The organism is Methylocystis sp. SC2 (assembly GCF_000304315.1).
Classification (GTDB): domain Bacteria; phylum Pseudomonadota; class Alphaproteobacteria; order Rhizobiales; family Beijerinckiaceae; genus Methylocystis.
The window spans coordinates 2,333,836-2,353,327 of record NC_018485.1 but is presented as its reverse complement, the minus strand read 5'-3'; the positions used below and the strand labels follow the sequence as shown (position 1 = coordinate 2,353,327).

Genomic DNA, 19,492 nt, shown 5'->3' with positions numbered 1-19,492 from the left:
ATGCTTACAGAAGCTTGCCGATCGCGCTCGCCACGTCGGTCATGCGGCCGGAGAAGCCCCATTCATTGTCGTACCAGGACAGGATCGACACGAGATTACCGTCCATGACCTTCGTCTGGTCGAGATGGAAGCAGGACGAGAGCGGATTGTGGTTGAAGTCGATCGACACGAGCTTCTCGCTCGTATAGCCGAGCACCCCCTTGAGCGGTCCGTCGGCGGCGGCCTTGATCGCGGCGTGCACCTCGTCCTTCGTCGTCGCCCGCTTGGCGAGAAACTTCAGATCGACCGCCGAGACGTTGGGCGTCGGCACGCGAATGGCGTAGCCGTCGAGCCTGCCGTTGAGTTCGGGCAGCACGAGCCCGACGGCCTTCGCCGCGCCGGTCGAGGTCGGAATCATCGACAGCGCCGCCGCGCGGGCGCGGTAGAGATCCTTATGCATCGTATCGAGCGTCGGCTGATCGCCCGTATAGGAGTGGATCGTCGTCATGATCCCCTTGTCGATGCCGATCGCTTCATGCAGCACCTTGGCGACCGGCGCCAGACAGTTCGTCGTGCAGGACGCGTTGGAGATCACGAGATGATCCTTGGTGATCTTATCGTGATTGACGCCAAAGACGACCGTGATGTCGGCGCCTTCGGCGGGCGCAGAAACCAGCACGCGCTTCGCGCCCGCGTCGAGCAGCAATTTCGCCTTGTCGCGCGCGGTGAAGAGCCCGGTGCATTCCAGCGCGATGTCGATCTTGAGGTCCTTGTAGGGAAGCTCGGCCGGATTTTTGATGGCGGTCACCTGGATGGGGCCGCGGCCGACGTCGATCGTGTCTCCGGCGACTTTCACCTCATGCGGGAAGCGGCCGTGCACTGAATCATATCGCAACAGATGCGCATTGGTCTCGACCGGGCCGAGATCATTGATGGCGACGACGTCGAGGTCCGTGCGTCCGGTCTCGATGATATAGCGCAGGATGTTGCGGCCGATGCGCCCGAATCCGTTGATCGCCACTCTCACGGTCATTTGGAAAATCTCCTTGCGCCGCCGGAACTCCGCGGCCCTCGCCATCGAGCCTGTGGGCTCTGGAGGCGAGCGTGTGATAGCACCTCGCGCCCCCCTGTCAACGCGCCAAGGCCGCGCCATTTGGCGCGGTTTCGATTTGCGCGATTCATGCTAGGAACAGGCTAGCAAGCGAATCGTTCGGCGCGTTCGCCGCGCCGTCAGGCCATGCACATTCTGCGACGGGCGATGAACCATTCAGATAAGCGCGACGAAGAAAACGCCAAGAGGCTCGAGGCCGCCGTCGCCGAGCTGCAGACAGCGCTCGCTCAGCTGGAGCGCACCGCCGCCGCAAAGCTCGAAGACGAGCTGTCCAGCGCCGAACTCGAAGAAGAACTCGCCATCATGCAAGACGATCGGTCGCGTCTCGCTCTCGATCTCGACTCCGCGCTCGCGCGGCAGAACGCCCTGGAGAAGAGCCGCGACGAGGTGCTGCAAAGGCTTGAAGCCGCGAGCGCAGGCGTCGCCGCGGCGCTCGGCGCAGCGGGCGTCGCCTCGACTCAAGAGGATTGACATGGCCGCCGTCGTCGTCGCCATCGCCGGTCGCACCTATCGCATGTCCTGCGAGGAGGGCGAGGAGCAGCGCATCGAAGAACTCGCGCGTTACGTGGAAGGCAAGATCCAGTCGATGCGCGAGAGCTTCGGCGAGATCGGCGAGCAGCGCATCATCGTGATGGCCGCGCTCGCGATCGCCGACGAGGCGACGGACGCACGCGCCAAAGCGCAGGGGACGGAAACCGAGATCGCTGCGCTGCGCGCCGAACTCGAGGCCGCGCGCAGAGCGAACGACGCCGCGTCGGCGCGCGCCGCCAAGGCGCTTGGCGACGCGACGCGCCGGATCGTGAAGCTCACTGGCGAACTGTCGCCGCCCGCCGCATCGCCGGACGATGGTCTCTAGAGCCGGTCCCGAAAAAGTGACAGACTTTCGATGAGAACCTGCTCCAACATTTCGATGTTGAGCGATTCCTATCGATCACATGTTCCATGTGGTCGGGAAGCGCTCTAGGCCCGGGATGCGGCGGTGAAAACCGCCAGTTGCGCCTCGAACGCGCGCTTATATGCGGGCCGCGCTTCGCCGCGGGCGACATAGGCGGAGAGGTTCGGATATTGGTCCAATAGACCCGACGCTTTCAACCTGAGCAGCACCGACGCCATCATCAGGTCGCCGGCGCTGAACGGACCATCGAGCCAGTCGGCGTCGCCAAGGCGAAGGGAAAGTTGGCCCAGCCGGTGACGCACGCGTTCCTCGACGACAGGCAGACGCTGCTCGTACCAGGCCTCGCCGCGCTCCAGAAGCCTGGCGAATGCAAGATCAATGATCGGCGGCTCCATCGTGCTGAGCGCCGCAAACATCCATGTGATCGCGCGCGCCCGGGCATTTGCATCGTCTGGCAGCAGGCCGGCATGGCGTTCCGCAATATGGAACACGATCGCCCCCGACTCGAATAGGGCGAGATCGCCTTCTTCATAGGTCGGAATCTGCCCGAAGGGATGAAGCGCGAGATGCGCGGGATCCTTCATCGCTTCGAATGAAAGAAGCCGAACGTCGTAGGGTTGGCCCACTTCTTCGAGCGCCCAGCGAACGCGCATGTCGCGCGCCAGTCCCTTGCCGCCGTCGGGCGATCGTTCAAAGGCGGTAAGGATAGGAGTTATGGAAAGCGCGCCGGACAGCCGCCCGTCTCCTCAACTCATCGGCGGCGCACTCGTTCAATGAGTGCAGACCCGGATTGTCCGCTTAAGATTACTTCGTCGCGCCCCAATCTTCGAAACTCGGGTCGCGCTTGGCCTTTTCGAGATTGTCGGCCTGTTCCGACAATTGGTAATTTCGGTTTTGCGCCGCCATGGCCTCGGCGCCGTCCTTCATGATCGCGATCTTCATCTGCTCTGTGGCGAGACGATTGAGTTCATTGATCCACTGATTGAGAGCGAGCAGCAAGTTGCGTTTGCGCGCTTGTTGAATCTCATGCGACGAATCATTGTTCTCCGACAGCGCGAGTTCTTCCTGAGTTTCGGCGATCATCGCATCGAGCTTCGTGACCTTCTCCTCCGCCGCCGCGACCTGGTCCGATGCGCCGGACTTGGCCTTTTCGAGCGCCGCATCGGCTTCAGCGCGCGCCTTCTTGAGATTGTCGAGGCCGTTCTGCAGCCATTTCGACTGGATCTTGAGGAGCGAGTCGCGCGGAACCCCGCTGAGGCTCAGCGAATTCGGAATGGGAAAATATTCGCCGAGCTTCGCGGCGCCAGCCGGCGCCGCAGAAATAGCGCAGACGAGCAGTCCAAAGACAGCGCCGGCCAATGTCCTGCGGACGCTGGCCGTTTTGCTGATGAGGCTCATGATTTTCTCCCGGCATGCAGCGCTTCTTCGAGCGCGCTTTTCTTTGCGCAACCTGAGCCATCGTTTGACGTCTGGCAAGTGCCAGCGCCCGGCGGCGAATAAGAGTCATGCGCAGCGCTTGACTGCCCCTGCGCTTCGCGCCAGCCTACGTCCGCCGGGGGAGCCCGCCCGGCGGCGCGCCAACGACGCCGCCACGGGGCTGAGAGGCCGCAAGACGCGCGAAAACGCGGGGGGCGGCGACCCTTCGAACCTGGTCCAGTTGAGACTGGCGGAGGGATGGTGTCAGCGAAATTTCCCAAAAGGCGGCGCTCATGCTCGCGCGCGTGATCGGCGCCGGCGTCGCCGGGCTCTGCGCCGCCTATGCGCTCGCCGGCAAGGGCGTGGCCGTGGAGATCGTCGAGCGCGCCTTCGCGCCGGGCCTTGGCTGCTCGCGCTTCGCCGGCGGCATGATCGCCCCCTGGTGCGAACTGGAAAGCGCCGAGCCCCTGATCGCGACGCTCGGGCAAGAGGCGCTCGACTTCTGGTCGCGCGAGCTCGGCGTCGCGACGGTCGCCGGCAGTCTTGTCGTGACGCCGGCTCGGGAGCGGGCGGAGCTCGCCGACTTCGCCCGGCGCACGCGCAATTTCGAATCCTTGGACGCAAAGGCAATCGCGGCGCTCGAGCCGGATCTCGCCGGGCGCTTCGACGCCGCGTTGTTTTTTCGGCAAGAAGCGCATCTCGATCCCAGGGCGGCGCTCATCGCGCTGACCGAGCGCCTCGCGCAAGCGCCGAATGTGACGCTGCATCTTCAGCAGGACGCCGCCGGATTGGAGACGAGTCCCGATTGGATAATCGACTGCCGCGGCTTCGCCGCGCGCGACGCGCTTCCCGGCCTGCGCGGCGTGAAAGGCGAAATGCTGATTCTGCGCAGCGAGGAGATTTCCCTGGCGCGTCCCATACGCATGCTGCATCCGCGCCGGCCGGTTTATGTCGTGCCGCGCGGCGAGGGGCTGTTCATGGTCGGCGCGACGATGATCGAGAATGAGGAGCGCGCGCGGGTCACCGCGCGGTCGGTCGTCGAACTCGTCAACTCCGCCTTTGCGGTCCACCCGGCCTTCGCCGAGGCCGAAGTCGTCGAGATGGGCTCGGACCTTCGGCCCGCCTTCGCCGATAATCTGCCACGTCTTTTGAAGCGGGGTCGCACACTCTATATCAATGGGCTCTACCGCCACGGGTTCCTGCTTGCGCCGGCGCTGGCGCGCCGCGCGGCCGAGGTCATTGTAAACGACGGGCATTTCCCAGAGGTGATGGATGCTGATTCAAATCAACGGGCGGCCGCAGGATGTGAGCGCGACGACGTTGCAAATGCTGCTGGACGAACTGGGGTATGATGAAAAGACCGTCGGCACCGCTTTGAACCAGGAATTCGTGCGCGCCAAGGACCGCGCCGATACGCGGCTTCGCGAAGGCGACGCCGTTGAAATCGTAACGCCGAGACAGGGCGGGTGAGCGAGCTTGATCCATGATGATACGGTGACGCTTTACGACGTCGCGCTGGCCTCGCGGCTGCTGCTCGGCACCGCGCGCTATTCGTCGCCGGCAATCCTGGCCGAGGCCATTCGCGCGTCGGGATGCGAGATCGTCACCGTCTCGCTCCGGCGCGAGGCCGGCGGGGCGCGCGCGGGCGAGGCGTTCTGGAGCCTCATCCGCGACGTTGGCGTGCGCGTGCTCCCCAACACCGCCGGATGCCGCACCGCCAAGGAGGCGATCGCCACCGCGCAAATGGCGCGGGAAGTCTTTGCGACCGACTGGATCAAGCTTGAAGTCATCGGCGAGGAGGACACGCTACAACCCGACGTCTTCGGCCTCGTCGAGGCGGCGCGCGCGCTCGCCGACGACGGCTTCAAGGTCTTTCCCTATACGACCGACGATCTGGTGGTGGCGGAAAAGCTGCTCGACGCCGGCTGCCGGGTGCTGATGCCCTGGGCGGCGCCGATCGGCTCCGGGCGCGGCGTCAACGACGCTTTCGCGTTGCGGGCGCTGCGCGCGCATTTTCCGAACACGCCGCTCATCGTCGACGCGGGGCTCGGGGCGCCCTCCCATGCCGCGCTGGTGATGGAGATGGGCTATGACGCGGTGCTGCTCAACACCGCCGTTTCCCGCGCCGGCGACCCCGTCCTCATGGCGCGCGCCTTCGCCATGGCGATCGAAGCCGGCCGCGCCGGCTTCCGCGCGCAGCCGATGACGCCGCGCGACATGGCTGAGCCTTCGACGCCGATCATCGGCCGTCCCTTCGACAGACTGGCGTAACGGGTGGCGGCGCTGAGGCTCGACCCTTTCTATCTCATCGTCGACGACGCCGATTGGCTTCCCCGCCTGCTGCCGCAGGGCGTCAGGCTCGTGCAGCTGCGGCTGAAGGATCGCGCCGAGCCTGACGTGCGGGCGCAGATCGCGATGGCGCGGGACATCTGCGCGCGACATGGCGCGCAGCTCGTCGTCAACGATTATTGGCGGCTGGCGATCAAGGAAGGCTGCGATTTCGTCCACCTCGGCCAGGGCGATCTCGATTTGGCCGACATTCCCGCGCTGCGCCGCGCCGGCGTCAGGATCGGCGTGTCGACGCATGACCAAGCCGAACTCGACCGGGCGTTGTCTCTTGCCGCGGATTATGTCGCGCTAGGGCCGATCTATCCCACGCTGCTGAAACAGATGGCCTTCGCCCCGCAAGGCCTCGCCCGGATCGGGACCTGGAAGGCGCAGATCGGCGCGACGCCTCTCGTCGCGATCGGCGGGCTGACCCCCGAACGCGCCGTCGCGGCGCTTGCCGCCGGCGCCGACAGCGCCTGCGTCGTCACCGACATTTTGCGCAACGCCGATCCCGAGGCGCGCGCGCAGGAATGGCTCTCCGCGACGCAGCCCTGGCGTGAGCGCGAGGGTTTTTTCGAGCCGGACCACGCCGGCGCGCGCGTCTGCCCCTCGCCCAATCACGGCGAACGCCTGCGCCCGATCTCGTCGCTCGTGCTGCATTACACGGGCATGCCGACCGCGGAATCGGCGCTCGCCCTGCTCTGCGATCCGCGCTCTGAGGTCTCGGCGCATTATGTCGTGAACGAAGACGGAAGCATATTGCAGCTCGTGCCGGAGTCGCGACGCGCCTGGCACGCCGGAAAGAGCTTCTGGGCCGGCGAGACGGACATGAACTCCGCCTCCATCGGCATCGAAGTCGTTCATCCGGGTCACGAGGACCCCAGACCCTATCCGGCGGCCCAGATCGAGGCGACGGCGGCGCTCGCGAAGGACATTTGCCGGCGCCAGGCGATACCGCCCGAACGCGTGCTGGCGCATTCCGACATTGCGCCGGGGCGCAAACGGGACCCGGGCGAGTTCTTTCCCTGGAAGGAGCTCGCCCGCCATGGCGTCGGGCGGGTTGTCGATGAGCGTATCGGCGCGGGCGCGACGACGGTCTCGCTTGGCGATGCGGGCGCCAAGGTCGCCTCGCTCCAGCGCGACCTCGCCGCTTACGGCTATCGCGTGGAGCAAACCGGCGTCTATGACGCGCAGACGGTCCAGGCGGTCGAGGCGTTTCAGCGCCACTTCCGCCCCGCGAAGGTCGACGGGCGCGCCGACGGCGAAACGCGCGTGGCGCTTGCGCATCTCCTGGCGGCGTTAGGAGAACCTGTATGAAGGCCGTCGTCGTGACGGGCGCTTCGACGGGAATCGGCGCGGCCTGCGTCAGCCTGTTGGTCGAGAAGGGGTTTCTGGTGTTCGCGTCGGTCCGTCAGGACTCCGACGCCGCCGAACTTGTCGCGCGTCATGGCGCCTCCGTGGCGCCGCTCCTCTTCGATGTGACCGACGCCGAATCCATCGCGGCCGCCGCGCGCGAGGTCGAAGCGCGGCTCGATGGCGCAACGCTCGCGGGGCTGGTCAACAACGCCGGCGTCGCCGTCCCCGGACCGCTGCTGCATCTGCCGATCGACGACTTCCGGCGCCAGATCGAGATCAATCTCATTGCGCAGCTTCAAGTCATTCAGGCCTTTGCGCCCCTGCTCGGCGCCGGCGAAGCGCGACGCGGCGCGCCAGGCCGCATCGTCAATATGAGTTCGGTCGCCGGTCGCTCCGCCGCGCCTTTTCTTGGCGCCTACGCCGCGTCGAAATTCGGGTTAGAGGGCATGTCGGACGCGCTGCGCCGGGAGCTGATCATCTATGGCGTCGACGTCGTCCTGATCGAGCCGGGGATGATCGCGACGCCGATCTGGGACAAGGCCGAAGCGACCGATCTCACTCTGTTCGAGGGCACGGCCTATGCCGCGCCAGGCCGCAGGATGCTGGAATGGCTTGTCGAGGCCGGCCGCCGCGCGCCCGGTCCCGAGGTCGTCGCGCGCGCCGTGTTGCGGGGTCTGACGGCGCCGCGCCCGCCCATCCGCATCCCGGTCGTCAGAAATCGCTTTACGGACTATACGCTGCGCAGCCTCTTGCCGGCGCGGCTCGTCGACTGGCTGATGGCGCGGAGGCTGGGGCTGCTGAAGGAGAAGGCGGGAGGCTGAGCGCTTGGCTCGCCTGATTGGATTGCGACGCGAGCGTCACTCCCACGGCGCTTTGGTGGTCATCATGCGCCGCAGCCTCTCATTCGGCCTGGGCGGCGCATCGAGCCGCTCGACGAAACGCGCATGGTCTTGCCGGCTAATATCGAACAGCGTTCGATCCAGGAGGGCGTCCTGGGCCGCGCGGGGCCCGACTTCGAGCAGAAACTCGGCGCCCATTTTGCCTATATACCGCGCGGCGCGCGCGAGGAGTTCGGGCTTTAAACGATTGCGTATCAAGGGTTTTCTCCCTAATTTCAGCGGTCTTCGCCAGATGCCTTCATCACGTCGCAAGCCGCAAACGCCCCCTCGCCTACGCTCCTACCGCCAGCGAATCGGGAGCCGTGGAAAATGCTGCAAATTTTTGCCAAAATATCTCTCAAATTAGAGCGCGTTCGAATCTTCCTCGAGTTTGGCGCCAAGCTGAAACTTCATCTCGCAGCATTGCGCGCTCTATAGCGTAGCTTGTCGCGTCGGCGCTGCTTGCTTGGGGCGCTTGACCTTGAAGCCGTTCCGCGCGACCTAGAGCCGACTCCAAAATCAGCCGCGACGAGAAACCATGACCGACGCCGTTTTGATCGAGGCTCCAGAGACCCGCCTGCCCGATCCGGTCGTCGCCGAACCGGCGCCCCGCCACCGCACATGCGCGGTGGCTGTTGGCGCGGGCCCGGGCGCTGTGGTGGTCGGCGGCGGCGCGCCGGTCGTCGTTCAGTCGATGACCAACACGGACACGGCGGATGTCGAGTCGACCGTGACGCAGGTTCTGGCGCTGGCGCAGCAGGGCTCGGAGCTGGTCCGCATCACCGTCGATCGCGACGAGGCGGCGGCCGCCGTGCCGCATATTTTCGAGAAGCTCGCGCAGAAGGGATGCCACGTCCCGCTCGTCGGCGATTTCCATTACATCGGCCACAAGCTGCTCGCCGATCATCCCGCGTGCGGCGAGGCGCTCGCCAAATACCGCATCAATCCCGGCAACGTCGGCTTCAAGGAAAAGAAGGACAAGCAGTTCGCCTCGATCGTCGAACTTGCCGCCAAGCACGGCAAGGCGGTGCGGATCGGGGCCAATTGGGGCTCGCTCGACCAGGAGCTGTTGACCTATCTCATGGACTTGAACCACGCCTCGGACCGGCCGCTCGACGCGCGCGCCGTGACCCGCGAGGCGCTGGTCCGCTCGGCGCTGATGTCGGCGAAGCGGGCCGAGGAAGTCGGCCTTGCGAAGGACCGCATCGTCATTTCGGCGAAGGTCTCGGCGGTGCAGGACCTCATCGCCGTCTATCGCATGCTGGCGCAGCGCAGCGACTATGCGCTGCATCTTGGCCTCACCGAGGCCGGCATGGGCTCGAAGGGCGTCGTCGCCTCCGCCGCCGCGCTCGGCGTGCTGCTGCAGGACGGCATCGGCGATACGATCCGCGTGTCGCTGACGCCCGAACCCGGCGGCGACCGCGCGCTCGAAGTGCGCGTCGCCCAGGAAATACTGCAGACCATGGGCTTTCGCACCTTCGTTCCGCTCGTCGCGGCCTGCCCGGGGTGCGGGCGCACCACCTCGACCGTGTTTCAGGAGCTCGCGCGCGACATCCAGGCGCATATCCGCGAGCGCATGGCGGCCTGGCGCGCGCAATATCCCGGCGTCGAGACGCTCAATGTGGCGGTGATGGGCTGCATCGTGAACGGTCCCGGCGAGTCGAAACACGCCGACATCGGCATTTCGCTGCCCGGCACCGGGGAGACTCCAGCCGCGCCGGTCTTCATCGACGGCAAGAAGGCGATGACCTTGCGCGGCGAGGGCATCGCCGAGGAATTCACCCGCATCGTCGACGATTATATCGTGCGCCGCTTCGGCGGCGGCGCGAAGGGCGAAGCCGCGGAGTAAGTCCCGCCCCCACCCCAGCCCTCCCCCGCTTCGCGGGAGAGGGAGCAGAGTCCGCCCTCATTAAAACAACGCGAACGCTGATCGTTTGCGTCCCCTCTCCCGCGAAGCGGGGGAGGGACAGGGTGGGGGGCGCTAGCGATGCTCTTGCAACGCCTCCGCGGCCCTTCGCAGATCGCGCCAGGCGGCGGGCTTCAGCGCCGCGCTTTTCAGCATCGCTTCCAGACTGGAAAACACGAAGGCGCGCGCCACATGCGCGCCGCAGCGCGCTTCAAAGGCCTTGCCGCGCAGCTTTCCCACCGGCTCATTCGTCGTCAGCATGATCCGCGCCGGCGCTTCGCCAAAAATCAGCAGAACGTCCGGCCGCGCCAATTCGACCCGGCGTCGCGCGAATGGCGCGAAGATCGCCGCTTCATGCGGAGACAGCGTGCGATCGCCGGGCGAGCGCCAGGGCGAGACATAGGCGAGAGCGGCGCTGGAGCGGTCAAAGCCGATCGCCGCCAGCATATTGTCGAGGAGCTTCGCCGAAAGCCCGCTGAACGCCTCGCCGCTTGTTTCTTCCGTCACGCCCGGGGCGGCGTCGAACGCCATGAGCCGCGCTCCGGGGGCGCCGGCGCCGAACAGAAAATGCTGCGCCATGTCGCGAAACGGCGCGTGCGGAAAATCGGCGAGACGCGCGGCGAGTTCGTCTAGATCGCGCGCGCTGGAGGCCTCCTGCTCCGCGGCGCGAATGGCTTCATCCGGCGCGGCGATCGGCGCCGCGGCGCGGCGCGGGCGTTCGGCGGCCGTCGGCTGCGGGAAGGTTCGAAGCGTCGCCGTCGATTCGGCTGGCTCGGTCAGCGACGCCGCGCGCGCGCTGTCCGCATAGCGGTCGTGCGGCGCCTCGTCGAGCGCGAGATCGACGCCGCTTTGAACGTGCCAGTCGAGCAAGGCCATGAGGGCGTTGGCGTTTTCCGGAAGGTCGGCGCGCATGGCGTCGAGACTAAACGAAGCTGCCGCGAGATCAACCGAAGCGGTGTGGAGCGGCACATTTTGCGGCGGCGATACGCGCAATCTATATTGCGCCAAATCAAGGCTCTCTCTCGATGAGACAGATCGGCCGATGCACGAGACCATCGCGATTGCCGAAGACGAACAGGACTTGCGCGAATTGCTCGCCGAGTTTCTAGCGACGAACGGCTATCGCGTTCTCGCGGCGCCGAGCGCCGCCGAATTCCGCGCCATGGTCGAATTCGAGGCGATCGATCTCGCCATTCTCGACATCAACATGCCGGGCGAAGACGGGCTGTCGCTCGCGAGATGGCTGAATGCGCGCGGCTCGACGGGCATCATCTTCGCGACGGCGGTCAATTCGGCGATCGACCGCATCGTGGGGCTCGAATCGGGCGCCGACGACTATGTCACCAAGCCGTATCACATGCGCGAAATGCTGGCGCGCATCCGCGGCCTGCTGCGGCGCAGAAAGATGGCGCGCGCCGCCCTCGCCGGCAAAAGGCTGGCGGCGATCACGTCGATCGACGTCGTCGGCTATACGCGCTTGATTCAATACGACGAGCATAACGGATTGGCGCTCATCGACCGGTTCTTTCGCGACGTCGTCACGCAATCGCTTCCGCGCCGCTCCGGAAGTTTGTTCAAGATGCTCGGCGACGGCGCGCTGATCGATTTCGCCAGCGTGCATAACGCGGTCGAATGGGCGGTGGAATGCCAGACGGAAACCCGCGCCTATGCGATGGCGCACGGGCATGCGCAAACGCTGCAGTTGCGCATCGGCGTGGCGGTTGGCGACGTGGTCGTTCGGAACGGAGACCGCTTCGGCGAAGTCGTGGCGCTCGCCGCGCGCATACAGGAAGCCGCGCCGGCCGGCGCGGTGATGATTTCGGATGTGGCGCACGCAATGACGCGCGGGAATATTCGCAAGGATTTCGTGGCGCGACGGCACGCGCTCAAAAACATCGCCGAGCCGATGCAATTGTGGCTGCACGAGACCTCCAGCGCGGCGCTCACGGAGCGCGCATAAAATTGAGAGAGCGCCTGACATGAATATCCAGCAAGGGGCGACGCAAGCGCCGGCGACCGGCGGCGCGCTGCTGCAGGCGTTGTTCGACGCGATGCCAGGCCGCGCCGCCTTTCTCGACGTGGAGCTACGCTATCGCTACGTCAATCGCGAGTTTCTTTTAGCGCTCGGCGCGACGGAGGAATGCGTCATCGGGAGGTTCGTCGAGGACGTTTTAGGCGCCCAGGCGGCCAGTCTCTACAAAGCAGCGATGCAGGATCTTTCGGCGAACGCGCCGCAACGCCTGCGCCGTTTCGTTGACGACGCGGACGGCGCCCCTCGTTGGATCGAAGAGGAGCTCAGGCCGTTCACGCCGGGCGGGGTCATGCAGGGCGTCGTCTGCGTCGCGCGTCCGCTGGCCGACGCCGAGCAGTGCGAAAGCGATCGGCTGGAATTGCTGGAATCGCACAGGACGCGGGAGGCGATTCATGCGGCGGTGGTCGACTCCGCTCTGGACTGTATCGTCGTCATCGACGCGCAAGGCCGCGTCGTCGAGTTCAACCCCGCGGCTTCGACGACATTCGGCTATTCGCGCGAGCATGCGATCGGCAGGACCGTCGCCGAGCTGATCGTCCCCGTGGAATTGCGCGATCATCACAACAGCGGACTTGAGCGCTTCCGAGCGGGCGGGCCGTCCTCCGTGATTGGGCGACGCGTCGAATTGGAGGCGATGCGCGCCGACGGTTCGCGCATCCCCGTCGAATTGGCGATCACGGCGGTCGGTTCGGGTCCAGGCGCGCTCTTCACGGCGCATCTTCGCGACCTACGTCCAGCGCGAGAAGCGCAGGCGCAAATCGAAGGTCAAAGAGAAGCGCTCTACCAAAACGAAAAGCTCGCAGCCCTTGGGTCGCTCCTCGCCGGCGTGGCGCATGAACTCAACAATCCGCTCTCCATCGTCATCGGACAGGCGCTCATGCTGCGCGAGGCGGCTCAGTCGCATGCGAGTTTCGACAAGCATTTTGAGGAATTTGCGGAACGCGGCGCGAAAATCGAGACAGCCGCCAACCGCTGCGCGCGAATCGTCAAGGTTTTCCTGGCGATGGCCCGTCAGCGCGAGGCGGAACGCGGCAAGGTGGAGATTCCCGATCTCGTCGAGCGCGTGCTCGAACTGCTTTCATATGGACTGCGGACGGCCGGCATCGAGGTGACCAAGGACGTCCCAGCGGACCTGCCGCCGCTCTTGGCCGACAGCGACCAATTGCATCAGGTGCTGCTCAATTTGGTGGTGAACGCCAAGCAGGCGCTCGAATCGCAGCCGGCGCCTCGGCGGATCTCGATCGTCGCGCGCGCCGACCGAGCGGCGCAGACGCTCGATCTCCACATTTCCGACAATGGGCCGGGCGTTCCCGAGGCGATCCGCAGCCGCATTTTCGATCCTTTCTTCACGACCAAGCCCCAGGGAGTGGGAACCGGAATCGGACTTGCCGTTTCGCGCGGTCTCATCGAGTCGCACGCGGGTTCGCTCACTCTGGAGCCGCCGCAGCCGGGCGCGGGCGCTGTTTTCACGATCAGGCTGCCCATCGACGCATTGAGCGTCGAAAACGCCGCCGTCGCCGAAAATACAGCGATGGCGACGCCGCGGACGACCAGGCGGAGGCGTGCGCTGATCGTCGACGACGAAGTCGAAATCGCCGGCCTGCTCGGCGAAATTTTGCGACGGCTCGGCTTCGACTGCGAGATCGCGACGAGCGGCGACCACGCGAAGCAAGCGATCGCCGCGCGGCCGGCGGACCTCATTCTCTGCGACATCCGCATGCCCAACGGCGACGGCCCGGCTTTCTACGATTGGCTCAGCGTCGAACATCCGCATATGACCAACCGCATCGCCTTCGTCACCGGCGACGTTTTGGGTCCCGGCGCGGATCGCTTCATCGCGCGTTCGGGCTGTCCAATCATAGAGAAACCCTTTGCGCCGGAGGACATCCGCCTCGTCGCGGATTTGTTGTGCGACGATTCGGCGGCGTGAATCGGCTCGCGACGCGTTCAACAGCAGCGAAACGCGCGTTCGCCCGAAGCGCCGAAACGCGCATTCTTGCGCGCGCAAAAAAATTCGTCGCGCGTCATGATCGCCTCGCCATCGTGGCGCGCGCGGACATGCGCGACATAGGCGTCGTAATCGCCCTGACCGACCATCAGCTTCGCGCCGTCGCGGAGCTTGCGCGCGAGGCCATTGAGATCAAGCCCGGGCAGGCTGCAGATCGTGCAATTCATCCTCGGTCTCCCGCGTGGTGACATGCTCAGCGGCGCGCGCGGCGCGAATGGCCCTAATGGCGAAGCCGAGCATCGCCAGAACCAGCGTCACGTAAATCGCGCATAGCGTCGCGTCGACATAATCGTTGAAGATGACGCGCTGCATCTCGGCGAGCGTCTTCGCCGGCGCCAGCAGCTGATCCTTATCGGCGGCGGCCGCGAATTTTCTCGCATGCGCCAGAAAGCCGATGCGCGGATCCTCATGGAAGATTTTCTCGAAGGCCGCCGTCAGCGTGCAGATATAGAGCCACGCCGTCGGCGCGATGGCGACGAAGGCGTAGCGCTCGCGTTTCATCCGATAGAGCACGACGACGCACAGCGTCAGCGCGATCGCGGCGAGCATCTGATTGGCGATGCCGAACAAAGGCCACAGCGTATTGATGCCGCCGAGCGGATCGATCACGCCCTGATAGAGGAAATAGCCCCAGCCGCTCACCGCGATGGCGGTCGCCGCGAGATTCGGCGCCCAGGCGCGGGTGTTGCCGAAAGCGGGGAAGAAGGCGCCGAACAGGTCCTGGATCATGAAACGCGCGACCCGCGTCCCCGCGTCGATGGTGGTGAGGATGAACAGCGCCTCGAAGAGAATCGCGAAATGATACCAGAAGGCTTTCGCCGTCGAGCCGCCGATCGCGGAGGAGAGAATATGCGCCATGCCGACGGCGAGCGTCGGCGCGCCGCCGGTGCGCGACAGAATCGTCTTCTCGCCGACTTCGGCGGCGACACCCGAAAGCGTCTCCGGCGTCACCGCGAACCCCCATGAGGAGATCGCCGCCGCGGCCGAGTCGGGCGTCACGCCGATCAGCGCCGGCGCGCTGTTCATGGCGAAATAGACGCCGGGCTCCAGCACGCTCGCGGCGATCAGCGCCATGACGGCGACGAAGGATTCCATCAGCATCGCGCCATAGCCGATGAAGCGGGTCTGCGTCTCGTCGGCGATCATCTTCGGCGTCGTGCCGGAAGATACGAGCGCGTGAAAGCCCGACACCGCGCCGCAGGCGATGGTGATGAACAGAAACGGGAAGACGCTGCCGGCGAAGACCGGCCCCGTGCCGTCGATGAAACGGCTGATCGCCGGCATCTGGAGATCGGGCCAGACAATGAAAATGCCGATCGCGAGCGACAGGATCGTGCCGATCTTCAGGAAGGTCGAGAGATAGTCGCGCGGCGCGAGCAGCAGCCACACCGGCAGGACGGAGGCGACGAAGCCATAGCCGATCAGCATGAAGGCGAGGGTCTCGGCCTTGAAGGAGAAGAGCGGCGCCAGCAGCGCGCTCTCCGACACGGTGCGGCCGAAGGCGATGCTCAACAGCAGCAGAACGAAGCCGATGGCCGACATTTCGCCGATCCGTCCCGGGCGCAGATAGCGGCCATAGACGCCCATGAAGACGGCGATCGGCAGCGTCGCGAAGACCGTGAACGCGCCCCAGGGGCTGTCGGCGAGCGCCTTGACGACGACGAGCGCCAGCACCGCCAGCAGGATGATCATGATGGTGAGAATGCCGAACATGGCGATGACGCCGGGCACGCGCCCCATCTCGGTCTTGATGAGATCGCCGAGCGAGCGGCCGTCGCGACGCGTCGAGATGAACAGGACGAGAAAATCCTGCACGGCGCCGGCGAAGATGACGCCGGTCAAGAGCCACAATGTTCCCGGCAGATAGCCCATTTGCGCCGCGAGCACGGGGCCGACGAGCGGTCCGGCGCCGGCGATGGCCGCGAAATGATGGCCGAACAGCACAAATTTGTCGGTCGGCACATAATCGAGCCCGTCATTGCGGCGCAGCGCGGGGGTGCGGCGGCGCGCGTCGAGCCCCAGCACCCGCTCGGCGATGAAGCGCGAATAGAAGCGATAGCCAATGGCGTAGGTCCCGACCGCCGCCGTGACGAGCCACATGGCGTTGACGTTCTCGCCGCGCGAAACCGCAAGCGTATAGAGCGAGAACAGCGCGAGGGCGAAGACTGGGGTCCAGATGAGGAGCGTCTTGAAGGCGACGGGGAAGCGTATGAGATTAGTCGACACGATTGCGCGATCTTTGGCTATCTCCCTCTCCCGCAAGCGGGGAGAGACGAAGGGTGAGGCGGCGGGCGTATTTCCCGAATGAGACGCCCATATTGTTAGCGAGATATTTTGATGCGGGAAATATGTCTACACGAAACCTTTTGCGGCCGGAAATCACGCTCCGCGCGCGCTAGCGCATGGATGGGGTCCCGCTCATCGTCGGGCGAACGCTCAGCGCAGTCACAATAGCGATATGGCCTAACGCCCATAGTGCCGACCGAGCATAAGGATCGACGCACATGGAGCAGAGCGTCTTGAACTCGGGCGCTGATAGAATAGCGCGTGAAACGACAGTCCAGGGTTATATCGACGAACGACCCCAATGGGCCGACGGGACCGTCGCTCCCCCTTCACGGCTGACGGAGATGCAGTGGCGCATCTGGTGGCTGTCGGTCGCCGGCAAGTTTTTCGAGGGGCTGGTCGTGTTCATGACCGGCGTCGCCTTGCCTTTGATCGTCAAGGAATTCGACCTCGGCGCCGCCGAGCACGGCGCGGTCGGCGCGGCGACATTGTTCGGCATTCTGATCGGCGCAAGCGCATTGGGGGGACTGTCCGATCATTTCGGCCGCAAACCGCTCTTCATCTTCGAAATGATCTTGTTCGCCTTCTTTCTGGTGTCGATCGTCTTCACGCCAAACTTCCCATGGCTGCTCGTGTGCCTGTTCGGCATGGGGCTCGCACTCGGATGCGACTATCCGACCGCCCACCTCGTTATCTCCGAAAGCACGCCGACGCACAGCCGCGGCGCCCTGGTGCTTGCGGCGTTCGGATTCCAGGCGACGGGCGCGCTGATCGGCACCGCCGTTGGCTATCTCATCCTGTCCAATTATCCTGATCTGGAATCCTGGCGTTGGATGTACGCCACCGCCATCATCCCGGCGGCGCTGGTCATCGTCGGACGATTGTTCATCACCGAAAGCCCGCACTGGCTCGCCGTTCGCGGCCGCAAGCGCGAGGCCGAAACAACGCTCGGCCGGCTGTTACAGCGCCAGCCTCGCTATCCGAGCGTCGTCCGACTCTCCGCCGCCGCCGAGAGAAACGAGACCAGGCGTTCGAAAGGCTACGCCGCTCTTTTCCACGCCAAAAATCTGCGCGCGACCGTGCTCGCATCCGTTCCCTGGTTCTTGCAGGACCTTGGAACCTACGGCATCGGCATTTTCACGCCGACCATTCTCGCCGCCGCCGTTGGACACCAGCGCGAGCATGCGCAAAGCGTGGCCGATCTCGTTTCCAACGATCTGATCGCTGCAGAAGGCGCGGCGTTCATCGACATCCTGCTGCTGGTCGGCGTCCTGGCGGCCGTGCTGCTGGCTGACCGACTTGGTCGAATTCCGCTGCAGATCACGGGTTTTATTGGCTGCGCCATCGGCCTGTTCATTGCGGCCCAATCGGTCGGCGTTGACGGCGGCGCGCGGATGACGCTCATCTTCGTCGGCTTCATGCTGTTCAATTTCATGACCAATCTCGGTCCCAACGCGCAGACCTATCTGATTGCCGGCGAGGTGTTTCCAACCGCCATTCGCGGCAAGGGCGCGGGCTTCGCCGCGTCATTCGCAAAGATCGGCGCCTGTTTGACAGCGTTCTTGTTTCCCATCCTGCTCGCCGATCTCGGCGCCTCGCGGCTGCTTTACATGCTGGTCGGGACATCGCTTCTGGGCGCGCTCGTCACCTGGCTGTTTCGCATTGAGACGGCTGGCCTCAGTCTCGACGCGGTGGGCGCGGAAGCCGTCCGACAAGCGTCCCCCGAAGAGGCCGGATCGGCGGCGCCCCCGTTCCCTGGACAGGCGTGAAGCGGCGGCGGGGGATCACGCCGGGTCGCGAATCCATAGTTTGCGAGGGTCATTCATGCGCCGAGCGTCGCGGATGCGATTAGCTCGGATCGGCGGCGTCATATATAGCGCACCGTGGCGAACATGCCTGCCGCCTGGTGGTAAAGGAGATGACAGTGAAACGCCCACCAACCGGGATTATTCGCGTCGAAAGCGATGACGACGCGCTTCCGGGGCGTCACCAGCACAGTGTCGCGCACCGCGCCGGGAAACCGCTCGCCGTCGATCTCCACCACTTGGAACTGGTGCCCGTGAAGATGCATCGGGTGAGGCATGAGCGTCCTGTTCTTGAGCACCAGTTCGACGCGCTCCCCCTCTGCAACAGGCAGGGGCGGCACGTCCTTGTTCCAGGCGACGCCGTTGATCGACCAGTGATATCCGGTCATGTCGCCGGTCAGATCGATGTGATGAATGCGGTCCGGCTTGCGATTGGCGAGCGGCCTCGTGGCGCGCAGCCGACTTTCCAGGTCGAGGGTGAGCGCAGGCGATGGCGTCGGCGCTAATTCCGGAATGCGGGTTACCGGAGCGCGCCCTGCAACAAGGATCGCGCCGGTCTGTCGACGCTCGCCTTCCAAAATCGCGAGCACGGGAAAGGCGGCAGGACCGCGCGGAACATTGACGAGGATATCGAGGCGCTGAGCGACCGCGATCGGAAAGCGCCGTCCCGTGATTGGGCGCACGCTGAATCCGTCAACGGCGATAAGATCGCCGCTCAGCGCGCCGAGATCGACGTGATATGCGCTCATGCACGAACTGTTGATGATGCGCAGCAAAATCAGTTCGCCTGGCTCCACGCGGATTGTTTCGGGGTCCGCGAGCGTACGATCGTTGGCGAGATATGCGTCATACGTAACGTCGTTCAGGTCCGGCCTTAGAACTTCCCCTGCGTTCGCCATTTCCGGCATTTCGGACTGAAGGCCAGGCATGGCGCGCTTGTTCCGCAGCTCCGCGTAAATTTGCGCGGCGGGCGTGAAGCTGAAATCCGCCAGCATGATCGTCGCTTCCTGCTGGCCCGGCGGGTTGCGCTCGTCGCGAATGATGAGCGGCGCTGCGAGGAGCGATTGTTCTTGGAGACCTTCGTGCGAATGCATCCAGAACGTGCCCCCGAAGCGCAGCGGGAAGTCGTATTCGGCGCTGGCGCCGGGAGAGATCGGAGGCCCGGAAACGCCCGGAACGCCATCCTGGCGCCAAGGCGGCGCCATGCCATGCCAGTGGATGAGAGTCGGCGTATCGAGTCCATTGTCGACGCGAACCCGGAACCGCCGCCCCACTTCCGTCACGAGGCCCGACGCGCCGTCGGGCTGACGAATGCCGAGCGTCGACGCCGCTTTTCCGTTCACTTCAATGTTGCGCCGCTCGACGCGCAGGATTGTAACTGCTTCAGTTTTTTCCCCCAGGCCGACCGAAGTCGGCTGCGCCCGCAAGCGATGAGGCAAGGCGACGCAGGAGGAAAAGGCGCCGAGCAGGGCGGATCGACGTGACAGCATGA

General features: G+C 65.1%; 19 protein-coding genes. 11 read left to right on the top strand and 8 right to left on the bottom strand.

Annotated elements, in window-relative coordinates:
* Positions 1-4: 4 nt before the first annotated feature.
* Positions 5-1,012: a type I glyceraldehyde-3-phosphate dehydrogenase gene (gap, locus tag BN69_RS11385; RefSeq protein ID WP_014891762.1), complete on the bottom strand. Its 1,008-nt coding sequence runs from the start codon at positions 1,010-1,012 to the stop codon at positions 5-7.
* 225 nt (positions 1,013-1,237) lie between these two features.
* Here gap and BN69_RS11380 point away from each other — a divergent pair, with 225 nt between their 5' ends.
* Positions 1,238-1,561, top strand: a complete 324-nt coding sequence (locus BN69_RS11380; protein ID WP_014891761.1) for a DUF4164 family protein — start codon at positions 1,238-1,240, stop codon at positions 1,559-1,561.
* A gap of 1 nt (position 1,562) precedes the next feature.
* A complete protein-coding gene (locus BN69_RS11375; RefSeq protein ID WP_014891760.1) occupies positions 1,563-1,946 on the top strand; it encodes a cell division protein ZapA in 384 nt (127 codons plus the stop codon).
* A 104-nt stretch (positions 1,947-2,050) separates the two neighbouring features.
* Here the strand turns inward: BN69_RS11375 and BN69_RS11370 are convergent, their stop codons facing one another.
* Complete coding sequence (locus BN69_RS11370; RefSeq protein WP_041926936.1) at positions 2,051-2,701, bottom strand: glutathione S-transferase family protein; 651 nt, start codon at positions 2,699-2,701, stop codon at positions 2,051-2,053.
* Between the two features lie 88 nt (positions 2,702-2,789).
* The gene (locus tag BN69_RS11365; RefSeq protein WP_014891758.1) at positions 2,790-3,383 is read right to left on the bottom strand and encodes a hypothetical protein; all 594 of its coding nucleotides are present in this window, start codon (positions 3,381-3,383) and stop codon (positions 2,790-2,792) included.
* A gap of 311 nt (positions 3,384-3,694) precedes the next feature.
* Here BN69_RS11365 and BN69_RS11360 point away from each other — a divergent pair, with 311 nt between their 5' ends.
* The 5 genes from BN69_RS11360 to BN69_RS11340 are packed head-to-tail and all read left to right on the top strand — an operon-like array spanning position 3,695 to position 7,906.
* Positions 3,695-4,753 carry an FAD-dependent oxidoreductase gene (locus BN69_RS11360; protein ID WP_014891756.1) on the top strand — a complete coding sequence of 353 codons (1,059 nt, stop codon included), beginning with the start codon at positions 3,695-3,697 and terminating at the stop codon, positions 4,751-4,753.
* The gene (gene thiS, locus BN69_RS11355) at positions 4,728-4,871 is read left to right on the top strand and encodes a sulfur carrier protein ThiS (protein ID WP_244434922.1); all 144 of its coding nucleotides are present in this window, start codon (positions 4,728-4,730) and stop codon (positions 4,869-4,871) included. Before BN69_RS11360 ends, thiS begins: the two co-directional genes overlap by 26 nt.
* Before the next feature lie 6 nt (positions 4,872-4,877).
* A complete protein-coding gene (locus BN69_RS11350; protein ID WP_014891755.1) occupies positions 4,878-5,672 on the top strand; it encodes a thiazole synthase in 795 nt (264 codons plus the stop codon).
* Between the two features lie 3 nt (positions 5,673-5,675).
* A complete protein-coding gene (locus BN69_RS20080; protein WP_014891754.1) occupies positions 5,676-7,046 on the top strand; it encodes a thiamine phosphate synthase in 1,371 nt (456 codons plus the stop codon).
* Positions 7,043-7,906, top strand: coding sequence for an SDR family NAD(P)-dependent oxidoreductase (locus BN69_RS11340; protein WP_014891753.1), 864 nt, complete (start codon positions 7,043-7,045; stop codon positions 7,904-7,906). The genes BN69_RS20080 and BN69_RS11340 overlap by 4 nt, the downstream gene beginning before the upstream one ends.
* Before the next feature lie 36 nt (positions 7,907-7,942).
* Here the strand turns inward: BN69_RS11340 and BN69_RS18815 are convergent, their stop codons facing one another.
* A complete protein-coding gene (locus BN69_RS18815; protein ID WP_014891752.1) occupies positions 7,943-8,182 on the bottom strand; it encodes a type II toxin-antitoxin system TacA family antitoxin in 240 nt (79 codons plus the stop codon).
* A 319-nt stretch (positions 8,183-8,501) separates the two neighbouring features.
* Here BN69_RS18815 and ispG point away from each other — a divergent pair, with 319 nt between their 5' ends.
* Positions 8,502-9,812 (top strand): flavodoxin-dependent (E)-4-hydroxy-3-methylbut-2-enyl-diphosphate synthase, encoded by a 1,311-nt coding sequence (gene ispG / locus BN69_RS11335; protein WP_014891751.1) that lies wholly within the window; start codon positions 8,502-8,504, stop codon positions 9,810-9,812.
* A 132-nt stretch (positions 9,813-9,944) separates the two neighbouring features.
* On the opposite strand, the gene BN69_RS11330 is transcribed toward ispG, so the two are convergent.
* A complete protein-coding gene (locus BN69_RS11330; protein WP_244434921.1) occupies positions 9,945-10,877 on the bottom strand; it encodes a uracil-DNA glycosylase in 933 nt (310 codons plus the stop codon).
* Between the two features lie 34 nt (positions 10,878-10,911).
* Here BN69_RS11330 and BN69_RS18490 point away from each other — a divergent pair, with 34 nt between their 5' ends.
* A complete protein-coding gene (locus BN69_RS18490; protein WP_014891749.1) occupies positions 10,912-11,829 on the top strand; it encodes a response regulator in 918 nt (305 codons plus the stop codon).
* A gap of 19 nt (positions 11,830-11,848) precedes the next feature.
* Positions 11,849-13,831 (top strand): hybrid sensor histidine kinase/response regulator, encoded by a 1,983-nt coding sequence (locus BN69_RS11320; protein WP_014891748.1) that lies wholly within the window; start codon positions 11,849-11,851, stop codon positions 13,829-13,831.
* Between the two features lie 17 nt (positions 13,832-13,848).
* Here BN69_RS11320 and BN69_RS11315 read toward each other — a convergent pair whose 3' ends face one another.
* The gene (locus tag BN69_RS11315; RefSeq protein WP_051013278.1) at positions 13,849-14,076 is read right to left on the bottom strand and encodes a YbdD/YjiX family protein; all 228 of its coding nucleotides are present in this window, start codon (positions 14,074-14,076) and stop codon (positions 13,849-13,851) included.
* Positions 14,042-16,135, bottom strand: coding sequence for a carbon starvation CstA family protein (locus BN69_RS11310; RefSeq protein WP_014891746.1), 2,094 nt, complete (start codon positions 16,133-16,135; stop codon positions 14,042-14,044). Before BN69_RS11310 ends, BN69_RS11315 begins: the two co-directional genes overlap by 35 nt.
* A gap of 278 nt (positions 16,136-16,413) precedes the next feature.
* Here BN69_RS11310 and BN69_RS11305 point away from each other — a divergent pair, with 278 nt between their 5' ends.
* Positions 16,414-17,964 carry an MFS transporter gene (locus BN69_RS11305; protein ID WP_014891745.1) on the top strand — a complete coding sequence of 517 codons (1,551 nt, stop codon included), beginning with the start codon at positions 16,414-16,416 and terminating at the stop codon, positions 17,962-17,964.
* A gap of 98 nt (positions 17,965-18,062) precedes the next feature.
* Here BN69_RS11305 and BN69_RS11300 read toward each other — a convergent pair whose 3' ends face one another.
* Positions 18,063-19,490: a multicopper oxidase family protein gene (locus BN69_RS11300; RefSeq protein WP_148277096.1), complete on the bottom strand. Its 1,428-nt coding sequence runs from the start codon at positions 19,488-19,490 to the stop codon at positions 18,063-18,065.
* Positions 19,491-19,492 lie beyond the last annotated feature (2 nt).